Below are 24,125 nucleotides of genomic sequence, written 5' to 3' on the forward strand. Positions count from 1 at the left end.
CTACCCTGGCTACTGATATAATAGATTCTATTAAAAAAAGGTCAACCAGTTTTTTTTACTGGTCGACCTTATAATACGAAAGCACCCATTAGTTCGATTCACTTATTTCTAATATATTCCGGAGTATCACAGAGTGGACGTTCCTCATATTGCTTTTCCTTTGCTAGAATAAAGTAAATCCCAAGAATAAAAGTAATTATTAAAATGACACAAATTACCCAATACATCAAAGGATATTGATATAGTACTGTTGCTGTTGTAACTCCTGAATTTATATCTGTTGTTGTTATTTTATTCTCAACAGGATCATAAAGCATGTCCACAATTAAGTATGTTAGTAAAGAAGAAAGAGTAAGAAATATTCCTATCGCACGTTTCATCATTTTCACCTCCTAAAACCGTTAAACTGTATACCCTTAGGTCTCAAGGGGCGATCCCTATTAAAGAATCGCGCCCTATAATGGAATAAGTCGTATCAATTCTTTTATAAGTAATTAGAAAAACTATTATCCTCCAATTCATCTTATTGAATTTCCCCTCTTTAAATCCCTCCAAATAAGCATTAATACCCTACACCATCATTTTTGATTAATGGTGTAATCAATATGTAAGAAAGGAATGCCAAAGATTCGCATTTTATGATGTGCTGTGAGTATTCCCGCAATTGTTTCATTAATTAAAAAGTGCTCGGATAATGGAAGCTTGAAAAGCGCTTTGCCAGCTGCTAAATAAATACCAGAGTCACTTTCTCCCTCGCTCGAAAGAATAAGAGAGCCACCGATAGTGTCAAGCTGTAAAATGCCAATCATTGACGAATAAGGAAGAGGAAGTGCTATATTCATATACGTCCTGCCCCCCGTTTTATGCTGAGAATAAATGGCCACAAATACGGTATTCTCCTTCACCTGGCGAATCCATGCGCGTGGATTTTCCCTCCCATCTAGCGTTTGATCAACAGCACGTATTTTATATGTCATTTCAGTACGTTTACTTGAGATGGGCAGGTTCAACTGCTGTAGTTTTGTACTTATCAATTTATAGCACACCGCAAACGGTTTAAACCAAGTTGCCCATTTTACAGAAGCAAATAACCGATACTGATCGGTGTTCTCATAAAAATGGACGATTGTTTTTGGTAAAGTTTCGATATCAACAAAATCACTTAGTTCATCCACTAGTCCTGGGTGTTGCTTGCCTGCTCCTTTTAACGCACCTCGAATTCGGCTCACCGGGAAATTCCAGACATCCTGCTTCGTTTCAGGAGGCACAAGCACCCAACCGAGTACGCCTAACATGCCAAAAATTAAACAGTTAAATAAGCCATGAAATTTTAGCATAAAATCAATACTAACAAACCAAAGTCCAAACGAATTATTTGTCGCATAAAGCAATGAAAATAAGATTGTGATGCCTAGTGCACTGAATGAAAGCCGTATCAATATCGTCTGCAAGTTGGAAAGGAACCGTGTTCGGTATGCAAGTACGATTAAGGTGTAAATGGCAAATATGTAAAGCAACACAGAGATGAATTCCAGTAACGGCGAAAATGAAATGCCAATGGCGACAAGCATGGGACCTGCTAATATAATTGGCACAATTAATCGATACCATGTTGAATCGTGTAAGCGTCCAAAAAACCCAAGAGATATGGGCAATAAAAAGGCAGAGTAATGAAAATGAATAGCTGTTAACCATGTGATTAGTGGACTAAAACCTGTATCAATTCCCGCAATATAAGCAAAGAACCATAGTCCAAATAAATACATCATCCCGATATCAATCGATATTTCTGCCCAATTTGTAAAACCACGCTGAAAAAACCGCTTTAGCCCATAACACGCCACAAAAAAGGTTAAAATCATATAAATGAAAGCGAGTACCATCTGTCCTGTACTTGATGGGACAACTTGCAATAATAAGATGGAGAGCATAGCAATCCAATTGAAAATAATATGTTTCTTCTTTGTTTCTAATAGTAGCTGGAGCATAAGTGGCACGAAAATCAACTGTGCAGCTGTCAGCATTAACAAATAGGGTTCAGATGTCAAAATGCTGCTTACTATGAAAAAGAACACACCTGCAATGGTGATTGAACTAAACAGTCTGCTCCTTAAATTCGCCTTCATAAGCCATCAACCTTCCTACGACTCGGTTTCGTATATCGACTTGAATCGTAAATACTTCTCGGGCATCATCGTACCCTTCCTCAACGTTCACAACTCCTTCCAATAACCGAAGAATTGGAAACTCTAGGTTACCTATAACGATACGTTGAGGACCAGAGCGAATGTGAATGCACCCTTCAGGTGTCACCGCAAATTTTAAATCCGAATAAAATAAGCTCGGCTCCCCTAAATAATCCTTCACAACTCTACGCTTTGTATCAACCGTCATAAACGCATTAAAATGCCGAGTAATCTCTTCAAAATAAAAAGTACGCTCCCAATATATTTCTGCCTCACCAGTCGGCAATGATCTACAGGTATTTTTGATCGAAAACGGCACATCCTTCCCGTTTTCGGGAAAAAGAAATTTCCAGCATGTTGCTAATTTTAAAAAGGGTTTTAGCCAGAAAGCCCCCGTTTCAATCTTTGACATCGTTCCGACCCCATTAAACGGTTTATCAATTGGTAGGGCATAACGCTCTTGTAGCTTAGGATGAAGTCTTTGAAAATCCTCACCTAAGAGGTCTTGGTAGATTGTCATTATGATTCACCCTTTCTCGTACGCTTGCAACTTGTTGCCGATGGCAAATCAGTTGCGAGTAAGAAGCTAATAATGGAAAGAACCCACAGACTAGCATTAAATGTAATAGGGTTAAACGGGTGTAATGAGAATGAAGGACTAGCGATCAAGGCACTAATGGTCAATACTGGAAAAGCAATCATCTGCAGAACAAGTAAATGTCTTTTCTTACGATAAAGAAGCCATACCACTGCAAATAAAATCTCGAGAACGCCTATTATCCCTACACCCTTTACAGCAGCAGTCCCCTCCAAGGAAGTTAAACTAGATAGCATCGATACTTCCTCAGGATGTTTGGCAATCATCTTCGGTATTAGCCCATGATAAAGCCAAACAAAGAAAAAGAGCATTGTTACTATAGCGTTAATAATGAAACGTACATACTGTGATCGTGGCGATTCCCCCTTTTCAATCCAGCGTTTTAGCACATCAAAGCTTAGAGCTGTTGCCCACCCCATGATGGGCCGAAAAAAGATGTCTAAAAGCCGTCCAAATAAACCATAACGTACATCATAGTCATATTGGGTGAGAAATATGGTTCCGTTTTCTGTCGGAATATACTGCCAATATCCTTTACCTTCACAAATTGGCGAAATTTTTTGATCGGTACCAAAGTGAAGAGAAGATGTCTTTGAACCATCCTTCTTATTATGCGTACCGATACTTTTACCCCAGCCAGCGACTTTTACCCAACATCCCAATTTCGTTTCATATAAAAAGGATTGCGGATCATCTTCTGATTTTTTCGGTAAATAGGTAATAGAAGAAAAACGCAAATCCCATTGTTCATGTAGTTCAGGCTTTTGAGTCATACGCCATACTTCGTCTATAGTTGCCTGAATTGGAATTTCCACATAGATTGGTTTGTTTTTCATAAATGTCACCTCCATTAATAAAGTAACATAAGTTTCAATACACAATGTTAGAAATTATGAAATCGCTGTAAGAGTGGTAGAGTTGAATGACAATCTAATAACTTATTTTATTGCTCAATTATCTGGCCCATTTACTGAACCAGAGGTCAAACAGCACTCTTCAACTATCCTGCCCCTTTAATTCCATAAGAAAAAGCTGCCTTAAAGACAGCCCCGGTCTTCAGCTAACGCACCCGTTAGCTCATTAAGAAAAGCGATTCTGGAATATTAAAAAAAGAGGCCATCCTTTTTGGATAGCCCCCTTTCCGCTAATTATAAAATTTCTAGTAAAGCTCGATATCATTATATTGGTCACTTCAGAATGTTACCCTCTATACTTCAGAGAAGGCAAATCCAAAATGAATTGGATTTCAATCTTTGAAAACTATGAGAATACTGCAATTTTACGCGCGATAGATTCTGTTAAACGAGATGCTACTTTTGGAACAGCCCATTTAATAATTGGTGTTAAAACCGCACCAGATAATCCGCCTGCATGGATTTCCACCGTACAAGTCATTATTGTTTTACCATTAACATCTTCTGCAGTAAAGTGACCGCTTCCTGTAAAATTATCTGATAAACCTTTTAGTTCAAACTTAATATTTGAAGGTTCATTCCATTCGGTAATATCTACCTGAGCTTGGATTGTTTTCTTTATACCTTTCACACTACCTTCAAATGTCCAAATAGATTGCTTGTCATTTATGATTTCATGTTCTTTATAGGCTGGTACTGTCGTTGCCCATTTTTCGAGATCACTGACATAATCCCAAACTGCTTGTACATCTGCTGGAACTACTACAGTATGCGTTCCCGTTGCCATTATGATCCCCACCTTCACTATGTATGAATTGCAACTTTACATTTCTACAAAATAATTATTACATAAAAAGCATGAACTTACATCTATTTGTAGAATCAAAATTTTCCAATCCTCCTCAATCCGGCCCTTTAATGGAATAACAGGACTGACGTTTTTAACCGACTATAATGTCACATAATAGTATTCCTTATGGAATTGTCCTGCCCCTTTAGTTCCATAAGTAAAAAGCTGCCTTAAAGACAGCTCCTATCTTCAGCTACGCACCTGTTGGTTCAACAAGGTTTTATACCTTTTTCCACCACATGGCCTTGTCATTTAATTAGGGTACAGTTCACCGTACTTGTCCAAACCTTGATTTTACAAAAACTGTCATCCTTGTAATTTTACACTTCTATTTTAAATCGACGATGCTGAGGAAGCAGCTGCTTGATCAGCCTTTACACAATCAATTGCAACAACGAGTGCAATAATAATCGTTTCCATCTCTTCATCTATTATTTGAACCTTGTAGCTATCGCCCCAAGTGAACCACTCCTTGCCCACTTTACCTACGATTTTACCATGCTGTATAACTTGAAAATCCATATCCCACCAATTACCATGTACTTCAATGCCTGCCGCCTCAATTGTATATCGTGCTTTTAAGAAGGAAAATTCCTTCTTAATTGTTAATACCTCTCGGCCATTCACCTCAACCAAAAACTTTGGTAAAAAGCTGAACACCTTTTTCGTAATGAGTGCTACTTCATCTCTTGCTGTATTCATAATGGAGAAAGTCTTCGGAACTTGCATAAAACTTCCCTCCACGTAATATATATCCTTCTCCTGCTGATCCTTTACTGTAAATTTTCCGCTTAGACTGAATACCTTCTGTTTAATATAAAGCTGCCTCATACTAATGCCTCCCAACCTTAAGTCTTTACATTACTTACGTTTTAAATGGGCATTGGTTCCAATCTTATGCATTAAATTCCAAATAATAACTCCACTCAAAAGCGCCTTCTTTTCGGTTCACCACTATTTATCCTTAACTAATTTACCTTTTGTAAAGGCAGCAATCCTTCCTTCGCAATCTGACCCAATTGTTCAATAACTCCTTATGTACTCTTGAACTATCCTGCCCCGATAGTGCCATAAAGAAAAAGCTGCCTTAAGACAGCTCCGATCTTCAGCTAACGCCCACGTTCGTTCATTAAGAAAAGCGATTCTTCTCGGAACACCTTTATCGACTTGATTACAATTTCTCTGGCGGTATGTCAAAATCCATCAATTAATTGAATAATGTTTGATAAAAAGTTTTCTATAAACCAAAATATTTGGCAATAAAAGGAATCAAAATGTTTCCTTTCTTTTTGAATGGACTCTCCGTTTTCAAAAAGTTTAATCAAAACTCATTTAGAAATCTTTGATTGAAAAGATAAAGTATCACAACTTTATACAAAACTTCGCATCTATCTTCAAACATCGCAATTTTATTTTAAAGACACAATTACCAATGGCGGATTCCTAAGAAGATTAATAATAAAATCCAAGTAAAAATTTAAGAAAAATTTAATGTTTACCCCACTTTTTATTTTAAAAGTTTTTCCTATCCTATAAACAAGTTACTTCATCGAGGAGACTAAAATTGAAAAAGTGGGGATATTTATTGGTTTTTGCATTAGCTTTTATTCTTAAGATATTACCGATATCCCAAGATTAAGAGGATCAAATCTGAAAAATTTCCGGAGATGATAGCATAGTGTAAAGTAGGTTAAAGCATAGATTATAAATTTGAAAATGAATTAGGAATTGGGGATTTATATGGAAAAATCAAAAAACAATCAAAATAAGTTAACCGTAGGCTTGTTGGCCGTATATTTATTTACATTAACATGGATTATACTCTTTAAAATGCAATTTTCACTCCAAGGCTTGCCGGATTTTAGGGAAATCAACTTAATCCCTTTTGCTGGTTCAGCTAATGTTAATAATCAAATAGATTTTAATGAAATAATCTATAATGTACTTGCATTTATCCCATTTGGAATTTATATCAGTATGCTAAAATCAAATTGGCCTTTCTTGAAAAAGATTGCAGTAATAGCCGGAGTTAGTTTGTTATTTGAAGGATTGCAATTCATCTTTGCAATAGGAGCTAGCGATATAACTGACTTTATGGGAAATACATTAGGTGGAATTATTGGAGTTGGAGTTAATATTGTATTTTGTAAGCTGTTCAGTACTAAAGCAAATAAAATCCTTAATATTTTGGCTTCAATCGGAACGATTTGCATTGTTGGGCTATTGCTGTTTTTAATATATCTCAGGATTAGTGGTGTTATTATTTATAAAGTTTCCTAAGTAATTGGAGAATTGCTGTTCATGAAAATTAACAGAGGGTATGCCAGCAGATTCTTTATTTATAAAACAAGAATGACAAATATCACAAGCCACCTATTTTGAGGATGGCTTTTTTAAATTCTATTTCTCTAAAAACAGAAAATATCCTTCTTCAACAAAAAGGCCCAATAGTTGAAGAAAGGTCAAAGAGCACTATTCAACTATCCCACCCCGTCAGTTCCATAAGAAAAGGCTGCCGCAGCAGCCTACCTAAATGATCTATTCTCCTGGAGTTCCCTCTTCACTTTTGTATTCCAAAAGATCTCCCGGCTGACAGTCCAAAGCCTTACAAATCGCTTCTAACGTGGATAGTCGAATCGCTTTTGCTTTTCCATTTTTCAATATAGAAAGGTTAGCCATCGTTATTCCGACCCTTTCCGAAAGTTCTGTTACGCTCATTTTCCTTTTAGCCAGCATCACATCAATATTGATTATTATTGCCATGTTATTCACCTCAGACTATTAAGTCATTCTCTGATTTTATATCGATGGCTTCTTGTAAAAGTCTTTGAAGGACAGCCGCAAAGACAGCAATCACCATGGGAGCAAAAATCATGACCATTCCGATTAGTCCGAGACCCGGTGCATCATCCACTTCCGCTAGGATAAAGACGAATGGCAGGGCCACCACATACAAGCCGCTGATTGTGATGGCACATTTTTTGATTTTCTTTAGCGCTCTTACAGATAATTCCGAGAAAGCTTGGTTCTTGTCAATATAGCTTAATAGGTTAAAAGATTGATACAAAGCAAAGTAAAATGGGATTGCCGACACATACATAACCATTAATAGGCCATATACCACATAGGCCAAATCTGAACCTCTTTCTGCTGCTTCATTTGCTTCATTCGCTATCTGAGGCAACAAAAATAGACACAAAGCAAGAACCGGAATGCCGATAAAAATAACAGCTGCCTTTAAAAAGAGTGTTGAACTTCGTTTCATGAAAAGCACCTCATTTAATTATTGTCAATTTGAATTTAACATGTTTTTTATTGTTTTACAATAAAATATTATTGAATTTGATTACATTATTATTGTTTATACATTTATAAGACAAAAATAAAAAGCATTCCCCATTACAGCGAAATGCTCGATAGCTTGTGAAACCAACTTCCCCTTTAGTTACAGAAGCTGCCAGATGGCAGCCGGATATTCAACGTTAGTCATAATAACGAACGCCCACATCGCTAAATCGTAAAAAACGAATAACCGGTATAAAGTATGCTATTGCAACTCCTTAAATATGAGATAAACAAGGGCCTCGATTTTCAAACTGAAATCGGCAAAGATATATTCTAAACTAGGACTTGTTAATCCTCATTGGAAGAGAACGAAAACGCGGATGCTCAGCGAGTATAGAACTTCTCATCTGTTTAACGACAGGATGTTCTGACGAAAAAAACTGATCTTTGGAATTGTAATGCTCGATTAATTCTCCTTTTTCCAGTACACCCAAAGTATCAGAGATTGAATAAGCCGCTTTAATATCATGTGTAATAAAAAGATAAGATAAGCCGAAGTCTTTTTTCAACTCACTTAATAATTCTAAAATAAGTGTTTGATTAACCATATCCAGACTGCTTACGGATTCATCCAAGACGATTAGCAATGGCTTAAGAGAGATTGCTCTAGCAATATTAATTCTTTGCAATTGTCCACCGCTAAATTGGTGTGGGTATTTTTTTAAATCCTTTTCACTTAGGCCCACTCTTTCCAATAACTCAATAACCGTTCTTTTTTGTTCGGCTACGGTTAGTTTTTCATAGTTTTCCAATGGCTCGCCTATAATACCTTCGGCGGTCATTCGTGGATTGACAGCTGAATATGAATCCTGAAAGACGACTTGTAGATCTCGGCGTAACTTTTGTCGTGTAAGCTTATCAGCGGTATAGATATCATGCCCTTGAAACAGAACCTGTCCTTGCTGTGGACGTTCTAAACCAAGGATCACTTTTCCTAATGTACTTTTTCCAGCTCCACTCGTGCCAAGCAGCCCTAAACATGTTCCTTCATCAATGGAGAGGGAAATGTCAGTGAGTACTTTTTTAGAAGGCTCTTTCCATTTTAAAAACGTATGAGAATTATAGCTATGAGTTACTGCTTTTACTTGTAATAAACTCATTTGTTCACCCCTCAAAAAATGCAATCCAGATATCACGACATATGGGTGATAAGCTCTTCATGTTTAATGCTAAGACGGGCATTTAGCAGTTTCTTTGTGTATTCATGCTGCGGATTATCAAATAGTTCAAACACATTTGCTGTTTCTACAATTCTGCCATGTTGCATAACGACTACATCATCTGCCATTTCAGAAATGACGCCAAGATCATGAGAAATGAGTAAAATGGATGTTCCATATTCAGAACGGATTTTATCCAAGTGGCGAAGTACCTGTAATTGGTTATGTACGTCGAGTGCAGTCGTCGGCTCATCAGCAATAATAACGGAAGGCTGTAAACATGCGGCCATCGCAATCATCACGCGTTGAAGCATACCTCCACTCAATTGAAAAGGATAGCTTTTTAATAGTTTCGCGGGATTTGGCAGGTTTACATTTTGCATCGCCTCGATGGCAAGCTCTTTTGCTTGTTTTTTATTCAATGCGGTATGAGTCCTAATCGTTTCGACAAATTGATTGCCAATTGTAAAAACAGGCGTAAATGAATTCATCGGATTTTGCATAATAAAGGCAATATCCTTGCCGCGAATTCCACGTATTTCTTTATCGTCCAAACCATTTAATTCTCGTCCTTGAAGGGTAATGCTCCCTTTGATTGTCGTTGTTTTCCGATCAAGAAGCTGTAGAATGGACATACTCGTAACGGTTTTACCACTCCCACTTTCCCCAACAAGACCCAATACCTTCCCTTTTTCCAGTTCAAAATTAATATCCTGAACGAGGGTGGAAGCACCATCCTTTGTTTGTACATGTAGATCGCTCACTGTTAATACAATCGACCGTTCTGTTCTCAATCTTCTCATCCTTTTTATTAACGACGTTTGACTCCAAAACGTTCTGATAGCGCTTCGCCTAATAAATTGAAGGTGACGACAACAAGCATAATCATCAAACCTGGATATAGCATTAATTCTGGATTCGTCCGAATATAGGATTTCCCTTCATGAATCATTGCTCCCCATTCTGGTGTAGGGGGTTGCACGCCCAAACCTAGAAACGACATGGCCGATATATCCATGATGGCCCAACCCATTTCTAATGTACCCATAACAGCGAGCGGAGGAAGAACATTTGGAACAATATGTTTCTTTATTATCTTCCATTGAGAAGAACCGCTTATTTTAGCCGCCGCTATATAGTTTTGTTCTTTTAGACTAAGTACCATTCCTCGGAAAATTCTCGCATAATATACCCATTGCACAAGCATCAATGCTATGATGACCTGTTTAAGGCCAGGTCCCAATATACCAACAAGTCCAAGAATGAGCAAAAGGTTCGGAAATGCCATAACACCATCACACAGTCTCATTAGCACCTGGTCCACCCATCCACCTTTATAACCTGCAATGGTTCCGACAATCAAACCGATGCCTAAAGATGAAATAAAGATTAATGTAGCAAATCCTAACGAAATGCGAGCTCCATATAAGATGCGTGATAACGTACATCTTCCTAAATGATCCGTTCCCAATGGATACTCAAAAGAAGATGGCTGTAGTTTATTAGCTAAATTGACAGCAATAGGATCATTAGGTGCAATCCAAGGAGCCAAGATGGTGATGATAAATAGGAAGCTTAATATTATTGAACAAAGGACAATCACTTTCTGACTTCTCATCATAATACGAAGACTTGTTATCATTGACGTTGCCCTCCTTTTCTGGAGATGCGTGGGTCGATACACATTTGGATTAGGTCAACAATCAAGTTGCTAAAAATGAAAAGTCCCGCAGCTAAAAGCACATAGCATTGAATGACAGGAACATCCCGATTAAAAATAGCTTCTATGAAATAACGACCGAATCCTGGCCAGGAAAAAACCGCTTCGACGATAATGGTTCCAGTCAGCAGCTTTCCTAAATTCATACCCAGTCCAGTAATCATGGGGGATATGGCTATTCTCAATACATGTTTTCCCATAATGACTTTTTCATGAATCCCTCTTGTGCGAGCAAAAAGGACATAAGGTTCCTGTAAATTTTCAAGAACGCTAGCACGTAATAGTCGAGTATACAAAGCTATTAATGGCAAAGCTAAAGTAACGGAAGGAAGAACCAGATGTTGCCAAGTCCCGATTCCTTCGACAGGAAATAGGTCGAGTTTAACAGAAAAGAAAAAAATCAATAAATAACCAAGCCAAAAAGAAGGGATGGACGCCCCGAAAAAAGAGAGAAGCCGACTAAAATGGTCAATACCACTGTTTTTCTTTATGCCTGCCAAAAACCCAAGAGGGACACTGACCAGGATAGCTAATAGGATGCTACCTAAAGCTAACTGAATGGTCGCTGGCATTCGATAGGTAACCTCTTCCCAAACAGGTTTATTCGAAAGATAAGATATGCCAAAATCAAATTGGCATATCTTAATAATAGAATTTACATATTGAACATGGAGGGGTTGATCTAAGCCAAACTCATGTCTTTTCTGTGCCAATATCTCATCTGTAGATTGGATATGTGCTGCAGATAAATATGCCTCAGCTGGGTCCACAGGTGAAAGGTGAATCATTCCAAACGTTAGAAGAGTGGCCAAAAGAAAGATGGGAATAATGGCCATAATTCGTTTCAAGATATAAGTGCCCATGAAAACCCTCCTGTAACTTACTTCTCGATGCTAATCCCTGTGAATGGATGTTCATCCCGGTTAGCAGGGAATGTAAAATTAGATACATCTTTTTGGTAAACAGCTATTTTCTTAATATAAGAAATAGGCACAATCGCTCCTTGGTCTTGCAGTGATTCCAAAATGGTTGAGTAAAGTTCTTGACGTTCTTTTTCATCTGTTGTTCCAGGAACATCTGCAATTTGTTTTAACAACTCATCTCTGTTCGGATAAGATGAAATGGCTTCGTTAAAACCAAATCCTTCCGAACCAACGACATTTACGAAAGTATGTGGATCATATGGAGCGCCATAGTTACTAAAGAAATTCAATTCAAAATCATTAGCTTTGAATCTTTCAATTTGTACCGTAAGCTCAACTCCAACGATATTCAATTTAACACCCAGTGCCGCCCACTCAGATTGTAATGTTTCGGCCATTGCTTTTTGAATCGATTCTGCAGAGTCGTACATTAACTCGATTTCAAGCGGCTTTCCGTCTTTCTCACGAACGTTTTTTCCTTTTGGAAGCTTCCATCCTGCTTCATCTAATAAAGCTTTTGCTTTTTCGACATTATAATCAATCGCTGTTACATCAATGTCTGAAGTATACGGGAAGTTTGTCGGTAAAATGAAATCTGCCTTCTCTTCCAACCCAGAAGTAACTCCGTCAACCATTGCTTTTTTATTAAATCCATATTGTAACGCTTGACGAACACGTAAATCTGAAAGTTGTTCTTTCTTCGTATTCATAACTAGTTGTCTTGTCGCAACCGGATCAGAAATACTAGTCTCATAGTTACCGGTTGTTTCTAATTGTTTGAACGCATCCAGACTGATAGCACCTTCACCATAAATTAGGTCCAGGTCACCTTTTTCAAAAGCAAGAACACGGGTTTCCGCATCAGGAATGATCTTGACTTTGATTTTCTTAACTTTAGGGAGTTCACCCCAATAATTTTCATTGCGTTTGAAAATAGCATATTCATCTGCTTTATGTTCTTCCAAAATCCACGGCCCTGTACCGACTGGTTTTGTAACACCTTTAGAAGTGTCACCATCTTTAGGGAATCCAGCATCACCTAAGAATCGGACTGGACGAACAACGGCTAACTCTTGAATAGTAGGATAATATGGCTCCTTTAATGTTAGTTTAAATGTGTTTTGGTCAATTACTTCCGTTTGATCCACTTTCGTAATAAAGCCCAACCAACTATGTAAATCAACATTTTTCAATATAGTATCAAAGTTCTTTTTCACAATTTCAGCATTAAAGCTCGTACCGTCAGAAAATTTCACATCTTGACGGAGGTTGAACGTATATTCCTTCCCATCCTTGGAAATTTCCCAAGATTCAGCTAAATGCGGTTTCAGCTTACCTCCATCTTGGTAGCTGACCAAAGGCTCATATATCATTGATGTAGCGAATAATTGAGAAGGATTATAGACATGCGGATTCATTTCACCTATATCCCTCGGCCAAGCCAAAGTAAGCATGTCTTTACTGTCTTTGTTTGAAGTCGAATTTTCTTTTGATTCATTTGTACATCCAAGTAAAAGCGTTGATAAAATTAAAACGATTGCCGATATTAATAACACTTGTTTGCTGTTTCTTCGTTTTGACATCACATTGGTGCCCCCTGTACCATATTGAGAATTATTTTCAATTGTAATGAGTAACTATATTATTGTCAATATAATGTCGAAACTCTCGAAAAATATAAATATGTTTATAAGAAATCATATGTAGATACGTAGAACCCCAATATCCCTTTCAGCCATGAATGATGATGCTGCTCCGAATATTCACACGTTCGCCCCCTTTTAAAACCGGTATTGTTCGTGAAAGTAAGGAACTTGACCAAAACATTCCGTCGTGAAGAAATAATCATCATTCACCTGTTTTTTGATAACACAATCATCAGTTGCAATCCTCTTAACCTTATAAGAGGATAAAGTCAATAATATTATTCTGATATAATCATTTTTACGTAGAAGACATCGGAAGGTGGACATTTAATCGTGGTATAGATTTGTGAATGTCCCAAACGCTCTTGCTGAGAATGCCGAAACATATATGGTGTTATATGGTTTTTTCCCTTTAAATTCTTGAATGATTATTATGATATTCCATCGCGTCCCTGGACTTTCGCCAGCAGTTTAATAAAAACAAAGTTATGACCCTGATTATACTCATCAATCACTTCATACAAATAGTCATCGTATAAATCGTTAATTCCTGGGAACCGTCCATATTCCTTTTCCCTGTTCTAGATATGGAATTTTAAAACCGTACAATAGGTCCAATTCCGAAGAACATAAAAATATCGAAGAAAAGACCTCCCATAAGTTCAGTGAACTTACGAAAGGTCTCCTCTATGGTGAATTAAGTTTGATTCAAGCGATGATTACCTCATGCCGCCCATTCAATTGATAATTTAATAGGAAGTAATGAAAAACGGAGTGCAGCTGTAAACAGTCCACACTCCACTTCGTCTGGGTCGCCAAATCAAATGAACAATGGCGCTATACAAAAAAATGAGAAAATGTCAGGTGACACATTCCCAGTCCTTTATCACCTTCCTTTTCACAATCAATTTCCCTTCGGTTTCATCTGAAAAATGCAAGGTGAATCTTATATGAAACCACCACTACTAGAAAATGAACTTCATAGACCAGGTTTTTTATCTTATATACACATTGAGGTTTATGTGGGAAAGTAAGGAATACTTATAGAAGGCATATCTTTTATTCTAAGCTGCAACTCTCACAAAATTAATGGAAACTATCGGTATAATGACAAGCCTTGATTGATTTTCATACCCTGTTATTGATTCAACGATTTCAATCAAACCAGATTGGCTCTTCACCAATAGACCTTCCACTAAAGTAGTGTCTGTCGCCACTTGTATATTGTGAGTGATTAGATTGTTCAGCACTTCGTTAAACATTATATTTCTTCCTCCTCAACGAGTGTTACCAGTTCTATACTTCTAATCGGGATGTATACTAAGCTATCGCCCGCTTCCTGCAATACGGCATAGTCATCCTTTACTTTAATCAATTGTCCTGTTACTCCCGAGAAACGTGTTGTGATAATAATATTTCTATTGACCAAACCTTTAAGGGCCTCTTTTAATGACCGAAAATGCCCTAAGATTAAATCTGTATATAGCACGCTTTTCATCCTTTCCATGTTCTTAAACTTTTCTTGCACTCTAAAGGATATGCAGTAGACAAGTTATTGACACTACTAAATAGAATATTTTGAAGAAAGGTAGTATCACCCAATTTATTTATTTTGCTTGATAAGTTTCACCTTTGATACCAATTTCACATATAGTATGTCCGAGGTGATGAAAAATGTTATACGAAAGATTTCCCGGGTTAGTAAGTGTGGTCATGACTTGTCATAACGTAGCCCCATATGTTGATGACTGTTTAAATAGTATACTTAACCAAACGTATAAGAATATAGAACTTATTATAGTAAATGATTATTCTACTGATCACACTGCTGAAATGATTGATAACTGGATCAAAAAAAACAATCCTTCATTCCCAGTTGTAGTGGTGGACCTGCCCAGGAATGTTGGTTTTTCAGGGGCATTGAATACTGGTTATTATTTATCTTCTGGTGAGTATATTGCAGTACAGGATGGTGATGACCTATCTCATCCAAACCGGTTTGAAAAACAAGTGAACTTCTTAAAAATGAATCCAGATCATGTGTTGATTGGGACAAACTATAGAGTCTTTACAGATGGTGAATTTGAAAACCAGAATAACGTACACTGGCTTAAGTACGGTCAAGATATAAAGGAAGTATATTGGAATGGAGGGCATTGCGTTTGTCATGGAACGATTTTATTCCGTGGTGTGATTTTTGATGAGTTAGGTGGCCCTACCAGAAGGATAAAGGGTGCTGAAGACTACGAATTTATTGCAAAATGCCTGAACTCCAATTACCATATCGAAAATTTAAAAGAAGCACTCTATTATTATCGTCTCCATCCTATGCAGCGTTCCCGCGAATTTTTTGGAGAAGGCAGTAAAGAGATATGAGTGAATCTACCATGCGTGTTCTGATGACACTTGATGGAATTGATGTAGGCGGTACCGAGACACATGTTTTAAGTCTGGCTGAGGAAATGATAAATAAAGGCATAGGGATTGTCATCATAAGCAGGGGGGGTTCATTATTACAATCCTTCAGTCGATTACAATGTCCCATTTACCAAGTGCCATTCCCCTACTCTCTTCCAATTCCAGCGGATTTACAGGAGAAGTTATGTAAAGAAATCAAACAAATTATCATGAATGAAAAAATAACACTTATTCATAGCCATCAAACTCCTTCAGCTTTCTTAACCTTTCAAGCAGCAAAAGAGCTTGGTATTCCTTCAATATTTACAGTGCATGGAACTTATTATCCAAAATCCGAACTATTGCGGGTACTGCCCCTGGCAAATAAAATCATCTGTGTAAGCCCGCCAATCCAGCAATTCATACAGAAGCTTACAGATCAACCGACGATTGTCATCCCTAACGGAATAGATACCACTCGATATTCCCCATCAGACTCCTCCGATCTAAAAGTCCAGCTTGGGATCCCAAAGGATTCATTTGTTCTTTTATACAGCAGCCGAATAGCATGGACAAAGGCAAACATCTGCATGATTTTCCTGAGAGCCTGTAAAGACTTAAAGCTTTCGGGCATTCCCAATTTATATGTTGTAGTTGTTGGTGGCGGCCCTCGATTTAAAGAAATAAGAGACATAACGGATACGATACATCGCTCATCAACAGATAATTTTATCAATTTAGTAGGTGAAAGACTTGATTTACAGCATTATTACTCATTGGCTGACTGTGTGGTTGGAACGGGCAGAGTCGCCCTGGAGGCTATGGCCTGCGGCAAACCAGTTATCGCGGCTGGAAGCCATGGATATTTCGGTCTAGTGGAAGAACATAATTTTGAAGATGCTTGGCATTGTTATTTTGGGGATCACGGCTCTCTTAAACCCTGCAGCCGCTATACAATTGCAAATGACATTCGGTCTTCACTATCTCCATCTGACCGTCTACTAAAGGCAGGGTCGGCTTCGCGTGAATGGATGTTAAATAAGTTTAATATTAAATTCAGTGTAGCCAATCTGCTCGAGTGTTATAAAACTCTAATTAAGGGATGAGTGTATTGAAGAAAGTATTATATATTGGCTGGATTGGTTTTGGCAACTTGGGGGACGAGTTATTATGGAACGTGTTTAAAGAGTTAAACAAGCACTATAATTACTCTACCAAGATTGAGATTGTCCCTTCCCTGCCTGGCGTGGATATCAATCATACGGAAGAATATGACACAGTTATCTTAGGTGGCGGTTCCCTATTACTCCCCGGTTATATGGCAGCACTAAAACAGGCAATAGACCTTGGAAAAGACGTTTTTATATGGGGAAGCGGCCTTGACTGGATAACTAAAGAACAGCTGGACATTATAAACTCAGGACAATCACTATCATTAGAAAAGACTTTTACAGAAAAAGATATAATCTTGTTTCGTGAGACCCTTGAAAAAGCAGCATTTGTTGGTGTAAGGGGACCCATTACCAAGAAGGTTCTAGAGACATTTGGAATCAACAGTGAAAAAATTAAACTGATTGGAGATCCCGGAATCTTGCTTAACCCGCCCGCAGTGATTAGGAAAAAGGAAAAAATAGCAGCAATAAACTGGGGTACAACATTCAACCGATTGTACGGCCAGGATGAAGCTGCTATTGAAAATGCGCTACTACAAGTATCCAAAAAATTAATAAAGTCGGGTTATAAAATTTTATTGTACGTTGTCTGGGGCAGTGACCGGGAAGCCTCCAAACGACTTTACGATAAATTGAATGACCCCTTGAATGTGACTTATGATCCATCATTATACTCAGAGGAAGAGCTTATTGAAAAACTCTCTGTCTGCAGTTTGAGCATTAACTTTAAACTTCACGCCAATATCCTTTCCTTAGCAGGAAATGTCCCCTGTATCGCCCTCGGTTACAGATTTAAAGTATTTGATTTGTTTCAGTCCCTTGGGCTGGAGAATTTAGTCGTTTCAACCGATTCCGATACACTAGCTCTCGATATTATGGAAGGGATCCAGGAAATTGAACTAAATAATGAAAAGATAATCGAACAATACAAAAAGAGGAAGGAACATTTCAGTCCCTTAATAATTGAACCTATAAAAAATAATTTCACAGTAGACTAAGTTTTAGATTTAAATATCCAACTTCCAAAAGCTTAATGCATTTTCTAAATCCGTAAAATTCACCTCCAGACATCAAGTTTCGGGGGTGAGTTTTTTTCTGAGGTTAACTCCAACTGTTTTTAATTACTCCTAATACATCTACAACGATGGGTTTCATATCAAACTCCTGCAAAATAACCGAAGCAATAGATGCAAGTAAAAGGAAAGCCGCTTAGGGTCATTCATTTTAATCCAAATTTTAACAAACCCTTTTACTTAGAATGATTCTGGGAATTGATATTCTCCTCCTTCCCCCAGAAAATTTGTATTTCTTTTGTCAAACCCAAGGACAAAGAAAACGATTAAGTTATGCTTGTCCACTTCGAAAAAAGCTTCAAAATTGGGCAATTGTTTCTGTTACTTTGACCCAACAAGGTTTAGATAGCTTTAGTATGTAGATTTTAGAAAATTACCAGATAGTTATTACTCTGCAATTGTATAACAAGAAGGCACTCCTTTTAAAAGGAGTGTTTATTAAGTATGCACATAAAAAAGCACCTGTTTAAGGTGCTAAGCTTGACGTTTTTTATAGTTTATTTTCTAGACCAATTAGAGATTGCATAGTACTTGTAACTAGCATAGGTTGCTACTCGCGGGAATCTAGCTGCCTTCCTTAATTTACTTAGACGGCTCTTATTTCCATATAAAACGCTATCATTGTTTGGCCTGCGTGGTCTTGGCTTCGCCACGAGACATATGAATCCCTGGCCTTGGGACCCCTTTTGTCTTCGGCCTTAGCCTTGTTTTCTTTGACTTGTTTCTAGGTCTTGTTGTGATGTACGAGCCATCACAGGTCGCTACTCGCGGCAATTTAGCTGCCTTCAGTACTATCGTAGGTTGTCCCTCATTCACCCCTTTATATTACTTTAGTCCTGAAAGGTGTGTTCTTCTCCAACACATACGCTTTCATTCAAAAGAGATATAGTTCGTCTACTTCCCCATACTCAATACCCATAACGTTTTCAATCAAGTTTTTAACCCAATCAACAACGCTTCCTATCTGAATTCCTTGCTAAAAAACTCAATTGGTCATAATTTTCACCAATGTTTTACTACATCTTTTAAATTTTGTCGATATCTACTCAGAATTTGTATTATTTCTCGGGAAATTGTTGAAATTTGAAAATAGTGATTCTGAATAGTTGGAACAAAGGAATTTCTACTATTGATTTGATACCTCGGTTTAATTGTTATTAACATCTCAATATAGTCAAAGAGACTAAAAAAAAGTAATGAAACCTTTTTCTTATTGAAGTAATGTTTCTTAATGGTTTTTTTGTTGTTCAGTTTTAAGCTATGACATATCGTTTGTCAGTTAAATGTTCATTTCACGCGTAGCTGCGAGTTTATTGGTTAAAAATTAAGCTCTCTTTTAATTGAATGAGAACATGGGTTAAATTGTCATATGTATCGGGTATCGCTATCTCTGTTTCATTGGCTCCTTCTAATCTTTCTTTTTCTTGATACAAGGGCCTTTAGCTCTATCGTTTAGGGGGTTCCCCGTATAGCGTATCGCTTTAAGCGTTTCTATGTCGGATTGAACGAAGGTGTGCTTATTTACATATATTTACAATTACTTCCGTTTCGCTCTAAGTTTTAGACATACTTTCGAGCATTGATTTTGCATTTCCACTTCCTTTGAAGTGGTTGCTCATTCATTCCGAAGTAAATCCTGTTGCATATCGGACTTCCCTTTCTATTTAAAGATGAAGAATCTGTGGACTTATTTTCATGTTATATCGCACACCGATACGAAACATAAAAAAGAACCGATAAGCCCCTTTCTTGAGGAACACTATTGAGGACATGGATCTTGCTGGAGCTGGGAAACCGTTGTTTTAAGCTGAGCCATATCCTTGTCAGTGGATTGTTCATTTCAAGCGTAGCTGCGAGTTGTTCATTGGTTAAAACATTTAAAATCTCATTTATTTGTTTGGTATTATGGGTTAAGTTGTCTTTATACCGGTATCGCTATCTCTGCTTATCGGTTACTTCTAATCTATCTTTTTATAGATATATAAGATATTTAGCTGTACCCTCCAGGGACATGCCCTTATCACGTATCGTATAACGCTATGTGCGCTTCGATGTCAGATTGAATAAAGATAGGCAACCACCATCTAAAAAACTCATATCCGTTTCGTTCTAAGTTTTCCATACTTTTGAACAGTGGATGTGTGCCTCCCACTTCCTAAGAAAAGAATACTCGTTCATTCGGATGTATATCATGTTTCCATCAAACGTCACTTTTCTATTAAACCTAAAGAGTCGAATTTATTTGCAAATTATATCGCCCAGCGATACGCAACACAGAAAAAAAGAGCTGATCAATCCCTGTCTGGAGCACCTCTATTAAGGATGACTTTTGTTTTTGAATGCATGTTTTCAACCTCCTCAGCCCCCTTTTTATCAAACATGCCTTTATTTCTTGCTTCAAATTGTGTATTTTGTTTTAGATGCATATCGCTTAAACAAATCTCCAATGAATTTCAATTGACCCTTCGCTTGCCTTTGGTAGAACGTCCGATACATTGGAATCGCCGAGCTCTTACATAACAGGTTCCAAATCCTGTAAATTTTAAATATTCTTTCTTCATTCTGTTTTTCAGTTACGCGAATCATATATGGTACTATGAATTTTTTAATGTTTTGTGGATTCGCATTACAATGCTTTTCTCAATCTATCAAGTGTTTCTTCATCAATAACAAATCAATACAGAGCTAGGCAAAAAAACTTAACAGTCATCCCTTATTTTCTGAATATGGAGAAAAGTCCCCGCCATTTTTCGGAACGTTTTTGTATAGCCTCTTCTAAACGTTTATTAAATTCATTTTGTGAACTCCATTCTTTTTTCTGTTCGTCCCGCATATTTTGTATTTCTTTTTGTAAGAGTTCACTTTTTTGTTTTTCTTGTTCCAGCAATGTTTCGTAATGGGTATTTTGTTGTTCAGTTAATTGTTCAATTTTAGTATTAGTTCTTTGCGCTGAATTTCCAATACTAGAACTTATAACATGATGATCTTGCTGGAGCCGGGAAACCTTTGTTTTAAGCTGTGACATATCGTTTGTCAGTTGGACATTCATTTCACGTGTGGCTGCGAGTTCATTGACTAAAAACATTAAGACCTCGTTTAATTGATTGGGGTCGTGGGGTGAATTTTCATATGTATCGGGTATCGCTATCTGTGTTTCATTGGATCCTTCTAATCTTTCTTTTTGTTGATACACAAGGTCTTTAGCTGTATCGTCTAGGGGCTTGTCCGTATCGCGTAGCGCTATAAGCGCTCCGATGTCAGATTTAACAAAGATACGCCGATCTCCATCTTTCAAAAACTCATATCCATTCCGCTCTAAGATTTGACCATACTTTCGAACAGTGGGAGTTGCAATCCCCACTTCTTCTGCCACTTCCTTGGAAGAGAAAGCTCGTTCATTCAGTTGTATATCGCGTCGCATATCGGACCTCTTTTCTATAACTAGTTGTATCTGTAGTCTACCCGACCTTAAATTTTCTGTCTAGATAAGTATAGCCTATCCAGAAGTCGTTAGGGATTGCGATATGATTTCCTTTTCCTTTCTTCTGTTTCCATATAGGATTAGATCACCTATTCACTTACCTTCCTTCTCTTGCATAGCCTCCATCTCCCCTTATAATTGAGGATGTTACATCTGGTTGGGCCTGGCGCCTGGGTCCGTGCCTTTGGAAAACTGGCCAGCCTTATCCTCAAGATTCCCCCTTTTTTGTTGCAAGTTACCACTCGTACAAATTTCATTTAATCACATAAGTTAGATTGAACCCTCTTATAATTTTCATTCTTGAAAAGATTGTAACTTGTGGAGTATACTCTAGCTCTAATATAGTCTGCACCCACTAATGTAGCCCATAACGTTCGATGGCTTCCATCACTAGATACATGATATTCTATCAACGCAGGCTTTCTAGAATAACTTTGTGCATATTTTTTTGAAGTGCTCAATAAAGAGTAGAATCCCATCCTAAATTCATAGGCTTTTTTACATAACCAGCTCTGAGTCCTTTTCTACTAAAAGTGGCTGGCCGATTATTGAAACCAAGTCCATTAATCCACCTAAGTGTTTATTATTACTTCTCATATTAGCATTCCGTACCATTCAAATTGATGAAAGACTCGTGAAAATGCGAAACACAACAAGATTAAGCAAAAAGAAATAAAACTTCAGAGAATCGTTCCATTCTGGTTTGGGTCGTTGTGGAGATTCCCCCTCTTACACCAGCTTATTTTTTCACACTATAAAAAGCTCGACCCAAATGGCACATTATATGCCTTTTGGGTCGAGCTCCATTTCTCATTATTTCATCAGCTTTGCGACTGGCTTCGAAAGAAGCAACAATACAAAACCTAAACCAATTGTTACAAAACCAATCACACTAAAGATTTCCAGGTAACCTAAAGACTGCGTATATGCAGCTAATTGCCCGGCTACCATATTAGCCACCGCGGAACTTGCCAGCCATACTCCCATTAGAAGAGAGGCAAGCTTGATTGGAGCAATTTTACTTACCATTGATAAACCAACTGGTGAAATCATTAATTCGGCTAATGTATGAAGGAAATACGTTACAATCATGAACAGGATGTTCACTTTCAGCGCTGTGTCGTTTCCTGTATACATTACAGCAGGAAGCAGTACTAAGAAACCTAAACCAACAGTGACTAAACCAAGAGCCATCTTCGTTGGGGTTTTTAAGTCACCGCGTTTTGAGCTGCCAAGCTTGTACCATAAAGCAGACATAATTGGCGCTAAAATCACGATGAATAATGGGTTCAATGATTGGAACCAGGCAGTTGGAACCTCAAAACCGAATACATTCCGATCAATTTGGTCATTAGCATACAATGTCAATGAACTTCCTGCCTGCTCGAAAGCGGCCCAGAAAGCAATGACGAAGACTGCCAAAATAACGATAGCCGCTGTACGTTTTTGTTCTCTTTTCGTTAACGGTGCAGCTGATTTTTTACCAGCTGTGACTTCCGGTTTGCCAGTAGGTTCTTTACCGATATCACCTAAATAGCGATTGCCTAATAAATTGAAAACTAACTGTCCTACAATCATGCCAATTGCTGCTGTCAAGAACCCATATTTATAGCTCATAAGCCCGACTACTAATGGTGCGAAGAAAGCCCCAACGTTAATACCCATATAGAAGATGGTAAAAGCCCCATCACGACGCGGATCATTGTCTTCATAAAGATCACCAACAATTGTCGAGATGTTTGGCTTGAAGAAACCATTACCGATAATCAGTAAACCAAGACCAATGTAAAGCGCTGTCAAACTCTGACTTGCGAATAGCGAAAAGTTACCAAGCGCCATTAAAATACCGCCTATCGTGATCGCCAATCTTCTTCCTATGAAACGGTCAGTCAAGTATCCGCCAATCATTGGCGTAATATAAACGGCACCAGTAAAGAATCCGTATATGCCCATAGCCGCAGATTTGTCGACTCCAAGCCCGCCGTTTACAACCGTTGCTGTTAAGTAAAGAACAAGGATTGCCCTCATTCCGTAATAGCTGAAGCGCTCCCATGCCTCAGTAGCGAACAGCATATACAGTCCTGGAGGATGCTTTTTCCTGGACTGGTTTGGCTGCTGAACTTCTTCTTTTAATAGTGCTTGCATAATAAAGTCCTCCTCAATATGGTTAACCACCAATCGTTACATTCACAAAATAATTGCATGGTCTTTATTTTAATAGACAATTGATTGATACGATGATGGCCACTCATTCCATCCAACTCACCATCAGTAAGCGTTTTCATTTTTAATCTTTACTCTGGTGCAAAAAGAATCTGATAGCAAAATCTACATGAGCATTAACTTATAAAGACATTCAATGAAGGCATTTATATTTTAAAGAATCTTTAGTGTTGTAAAATAATTTTATATTATCAGAAAATATAAAAACACAGAAAAAAAAGAAAAAAAGTCCTATTGCGTTAACGGTCTGTGCAGCAAAGGAGCCCCCCCATCATAATAAAAAACTGCCTTGTATTAAGGCAGTTTCAGACTGTTGACAAACTCGATTTTAATTAAGATTGCCTACATTATTTTTGAGGGAGTTTAAAACATGAACGTTGATTTTCTCTCCAGGCACTCGCTTTCCGCGGGCGGTCCGGGAGCCTCCTCGGCGCTCT

General features: G+C 37.8%; 21 protein-coding genes. 4 read left to right on the forward strand and 17 right to left on the reverse strand.

From position 1 onward, the window contains the following. Positions 1–98: 98 nt before the first annotated feature. The 6 genes from ADA55_RS22915 to ADA55_RS22940 form a co-directional block, all read right to left on the reverse strand. On the reverse strand, positions 99–380 hold the full coding sequence (locus ADA55_RS22915; protein ID WP_048687795.1) for a hypothetical protein: 282 nt from the start codon (positions 378–380) through the stop codon (positions 99–101). Positions 381–578: 198 nt separating this feature from the next. After that, positions 579–2,126, reverse strand: a complete 1,548-nt coding sequence (locus ADA55_RS22920; RefSeq protein WP_048687797.1) for a YndJ family protein — start codon at positions 2,124–2,126, stop codon at positions 579–581. Next, positions 2,095–2,706 (reverse strand): DUF4166 domain-containing protein, encoded by a 612-nt coding sequence (locus ADA55_RS22925; RefSeq protein ID WP_048687798.1) that lies wholly within the window; start codon positions 2,704–2,706, stop codon positions 2,095–2,097. The genes ADA55_RS22920 and ADA55_RS22925 overlap by 32 nt, the downstream gene beginning before the upstream one ends. Further along, positions 2,706–3,620: a DoxX-like family protein gene (locus ADA55_RS22930; protein WP_048687800.1), complete on the reverse strand. Its 915-nt coding sequence runs from the start codon at positions 3,618–3,620 to the stop codon at positions 2,706–2,708. Before ADA55_RS22930 ends, ADA55_RS22925 begins: the two co-directional genes overlap by 1 nt. Before the next feature lie 424 nt (positions 3,621–4,044). Beyond that, complete coding sequence (locus ADA55_RS22935; protein WP_048687801.1) at positions 4,045–4,485, reverse strand: CoxG family protein; 441 nt, start codon at positions 4,483–4,485, stop codon at positions 4,045–4,047. Positions 4,486–4,881: 396 nt separating this feature from the next. Continuing rightward, positions 4,882–5,379: an LURP-one-related/scramblase family protein gene (locus tag ADA55_RS22940; RefSeq protein WP_048687802.1), complete on the reverse strand. Its 498-nt coding sequence runs from the start codon at positions 5,377–5,379 to the stop codon at positions 4,882–4,884. 909 nt (positions 5,380–6,288) lie between these two features. Here ADA55_RS22940 and ADA55_RS22945 point away from each other — a divergent pair. Beyond that, on the forward strand, positions 6,289–6,828 hold the full coding sequence (locus tag ADA55_RS22945; RefSeq protein ID WP_048687803.1) for a VanZ family protein: 540 nt from the start codon (positions 6,289–6,291) through the stop codon (positions 6,826–6,828). A 258-nt stretch (positions 6,829–7,086) separates the two neighbouring features. Here the strand turns inward: ADA55_RS22945 and ADA55_RS22950 are convergent, their stop codons facing one another. The 9 genes from ADA55_RS22950 to ADA55_RS22990 all read right to left on the reverse strand — a co-directional run bounded on the left by ADA55_RS22950 (position 7,087) and on the right by ADA55_RS22990 (position 14,831). Further along, on the reverse strand, positions 7,087–7,311 hold the full coding sequence (locus tag ADA55_RS22950; RefSeq protein WP_048687804.1) for a helix-turn-helix domain-containing protein: 225 nt from the start codon (positions 7,309–7,311) through the stop codon (positions 7,087–7,089). Positions 7,312–7,321: 10 nt separating this feature from the next. Beyond that, complete coding sequence (locus ADA55_RS22955; RefSeq protein WP_048687805.1) at positions 7,322–7,813, reverse strand: DUF2975 domain-containing protein; 492 nt, start codon at positions 7,811–7,813, stop codon at positions 7,322–7,324. Between the two features lie 358 nt (positions 7,814–8,171). Then, a complete protein-coding gene (nikE, locus tag ADA55_RS22960; RefSeq protein ID WP_048687807.1) occupies positions 8,172–8,993 on the reverse strand; it encodes a nickel import ATP-binding protein NikE in 822 nt (273 codons plus the stop codon). A gap of 32 nt (positions 8,994–9,025) precedes the next feature. Beyond that, complete coding sequence (gene nikD / locus ADA55_RS22965) at positions 9,026–9,847, reverse strand: nickel import ATP-binding protein NikD (protein ID WP_048687809.1); 822 nt, start codon at positions 9,845–9,847, stop codon at positions 9,026–9,028. 17 nt (positions 9,848–9,864) lie between these two features. Continuing rightward, complete coding sequence (gene nikC / locus ADA55_RS22970; protein ID WP_034306314.1) at positions 9,865–10,695, reverse strand: nickel ABC transporter permease subunit NikC; 831 nt, start codon at positions 10,693–10,695, stop codon at positions 9,865–9,867. Further along, positions 10,692–11,636 carry a nickel ABC transporter permease subunit NikB gene (nikB, locus tag ADA55_RS22975; protein WP_048687811.1) on the reverse strand — a complete coding sequence of 315 codons (945 nt, stop codon included), beginning with the start codon at positions 11,634–11,636 and terminating at the stop codon, positions 10,692–10,694. The genes nikC and nikB overlap by 4 nt, the downstream gene beginning before the upstream one ends. Positions 11,637–11,653: 17 nt before the next feature. Then, positions 11,654–13,279, reverse strand: coding sequence for a nickel ABC transporter substrate-binding protein (gene nikA, locus ADA55_RS22980; protein ID WP_048687813.1), 1,626 nt, complete (start codon positions 13,277–13,279; stop codon positions 11,654–11,656). 1,127 nt (positions 13,280–14,406) lie between these two features. After that, on the reverse strand, positions 14,407–14,604 hold the full coding sequence (locus tag ADA55_RS22985; RefSeq protein WP_048687815.1) for a hypothetical protein: 198 nt from the start codon (positions 14,602–14,604) through the stop codon (positions 14,407–14,409). Next, positions 14,604–14,831, reverse strand: a complete 228-nt coding sequence (locus ADA55_RS22990) for a DUF2642 domain-containing protein (protein WP_161798636.1) — start codon at positions 14,829–14,831, stop codon at positions 14,604–14,606. Before ADA55_RS22990 ends, ADA55_RS22985 begins: the two co-directional genes overlap by 1 nt. Positions 14,832–15,016: 185 nt before the next feature. On the opposite strand from ADA55_RS22990, the gene ADA55_RS22995 reads away from it, so the two are divergent. Genes ADA55_RS22995 through ADA55_RS23005 form a run of 3 tightly spaced genes read left to right on the forward strand, consistent with a single transcriptional unit; the run spans position 15,017 to position 17,909 of the window. Then, positions 15,017–15,718, forward strand: a complete 702-nt coding sequence (locus ADA55_RS22995) for a glycosyltransferase family 2 protein (protein WP_048687818.1) — start codon at positions 15,017–15,019, stop codon at positions 15,716–15,718. Then, a complete protein-coding gene (locus ADA55_RS23000) occupies positions 15,715–16,845 on the forward strand; it encodes a glycosyltransferase (RefSeq protein ID WP_065421213.1) in 1,131 nt (376 codons plus the stop codon). Before ADA55_RS22995 ends, ADA55_RS23000 begins: the two co-directional genes overlap by 4 nt. 5 nt (positions 16,846–16,850) lie before the next feature. After that, complete coding sequence (locus ADA55_RS23005) at positions 16,851–17,909, forward strand: polysaccharide pyruvyl transferase family protein (RefSeq protein WP_048687820.1); 1,059 nt, start codon at positions 16,851–16,853, stop codon at positions 17,907–17,909. Between the two features lie 2,788 nt (positions 17,910–20,697). On the opposite strand, the gene ADA55_RS23010 is transcribed toward ADA55_RS23005, so the two are convergent. Together ADA55_RS23010 and ADA55_RS23015 are read right to left on the reverse strand one after the other, a co-directional pair. Continuing rightward, positions 20,698–21,405, reverse strand: a complete 708-nt coding sequence (locus ADA55_RS23010; protein ID WP_048687821.1) for a hypothetical protein — start codon at positions 21,403–21,405, stop codon at positions 20,698–20,700. 873 nt (positions 21,406–22,278) lie between these two features. After that, the gene (locus tag ADA55_RS23015) at positions 22,279–23,610 is read right to left on the reverse strand and encodes a peptide MFS transporter (protein ID WP_048687822.1); all 1,332 of its coding nucleotides are present in this window, start codon (positions 23,608–23,610) and stop codon (positions 22,279–22,281) included. Positions 23,611–24,125: the final 515 nt, after the last annotated feature.

This window comes from Bacillus sp. 220_BSPC, from assembly GCF_001054655.1.
Taxonomy (GTDB): Bacteria; Bacillota; Bacilli; order Bacillales; family DSM-1321; genus Peribacillus; species Peribacillus frigoritolerans.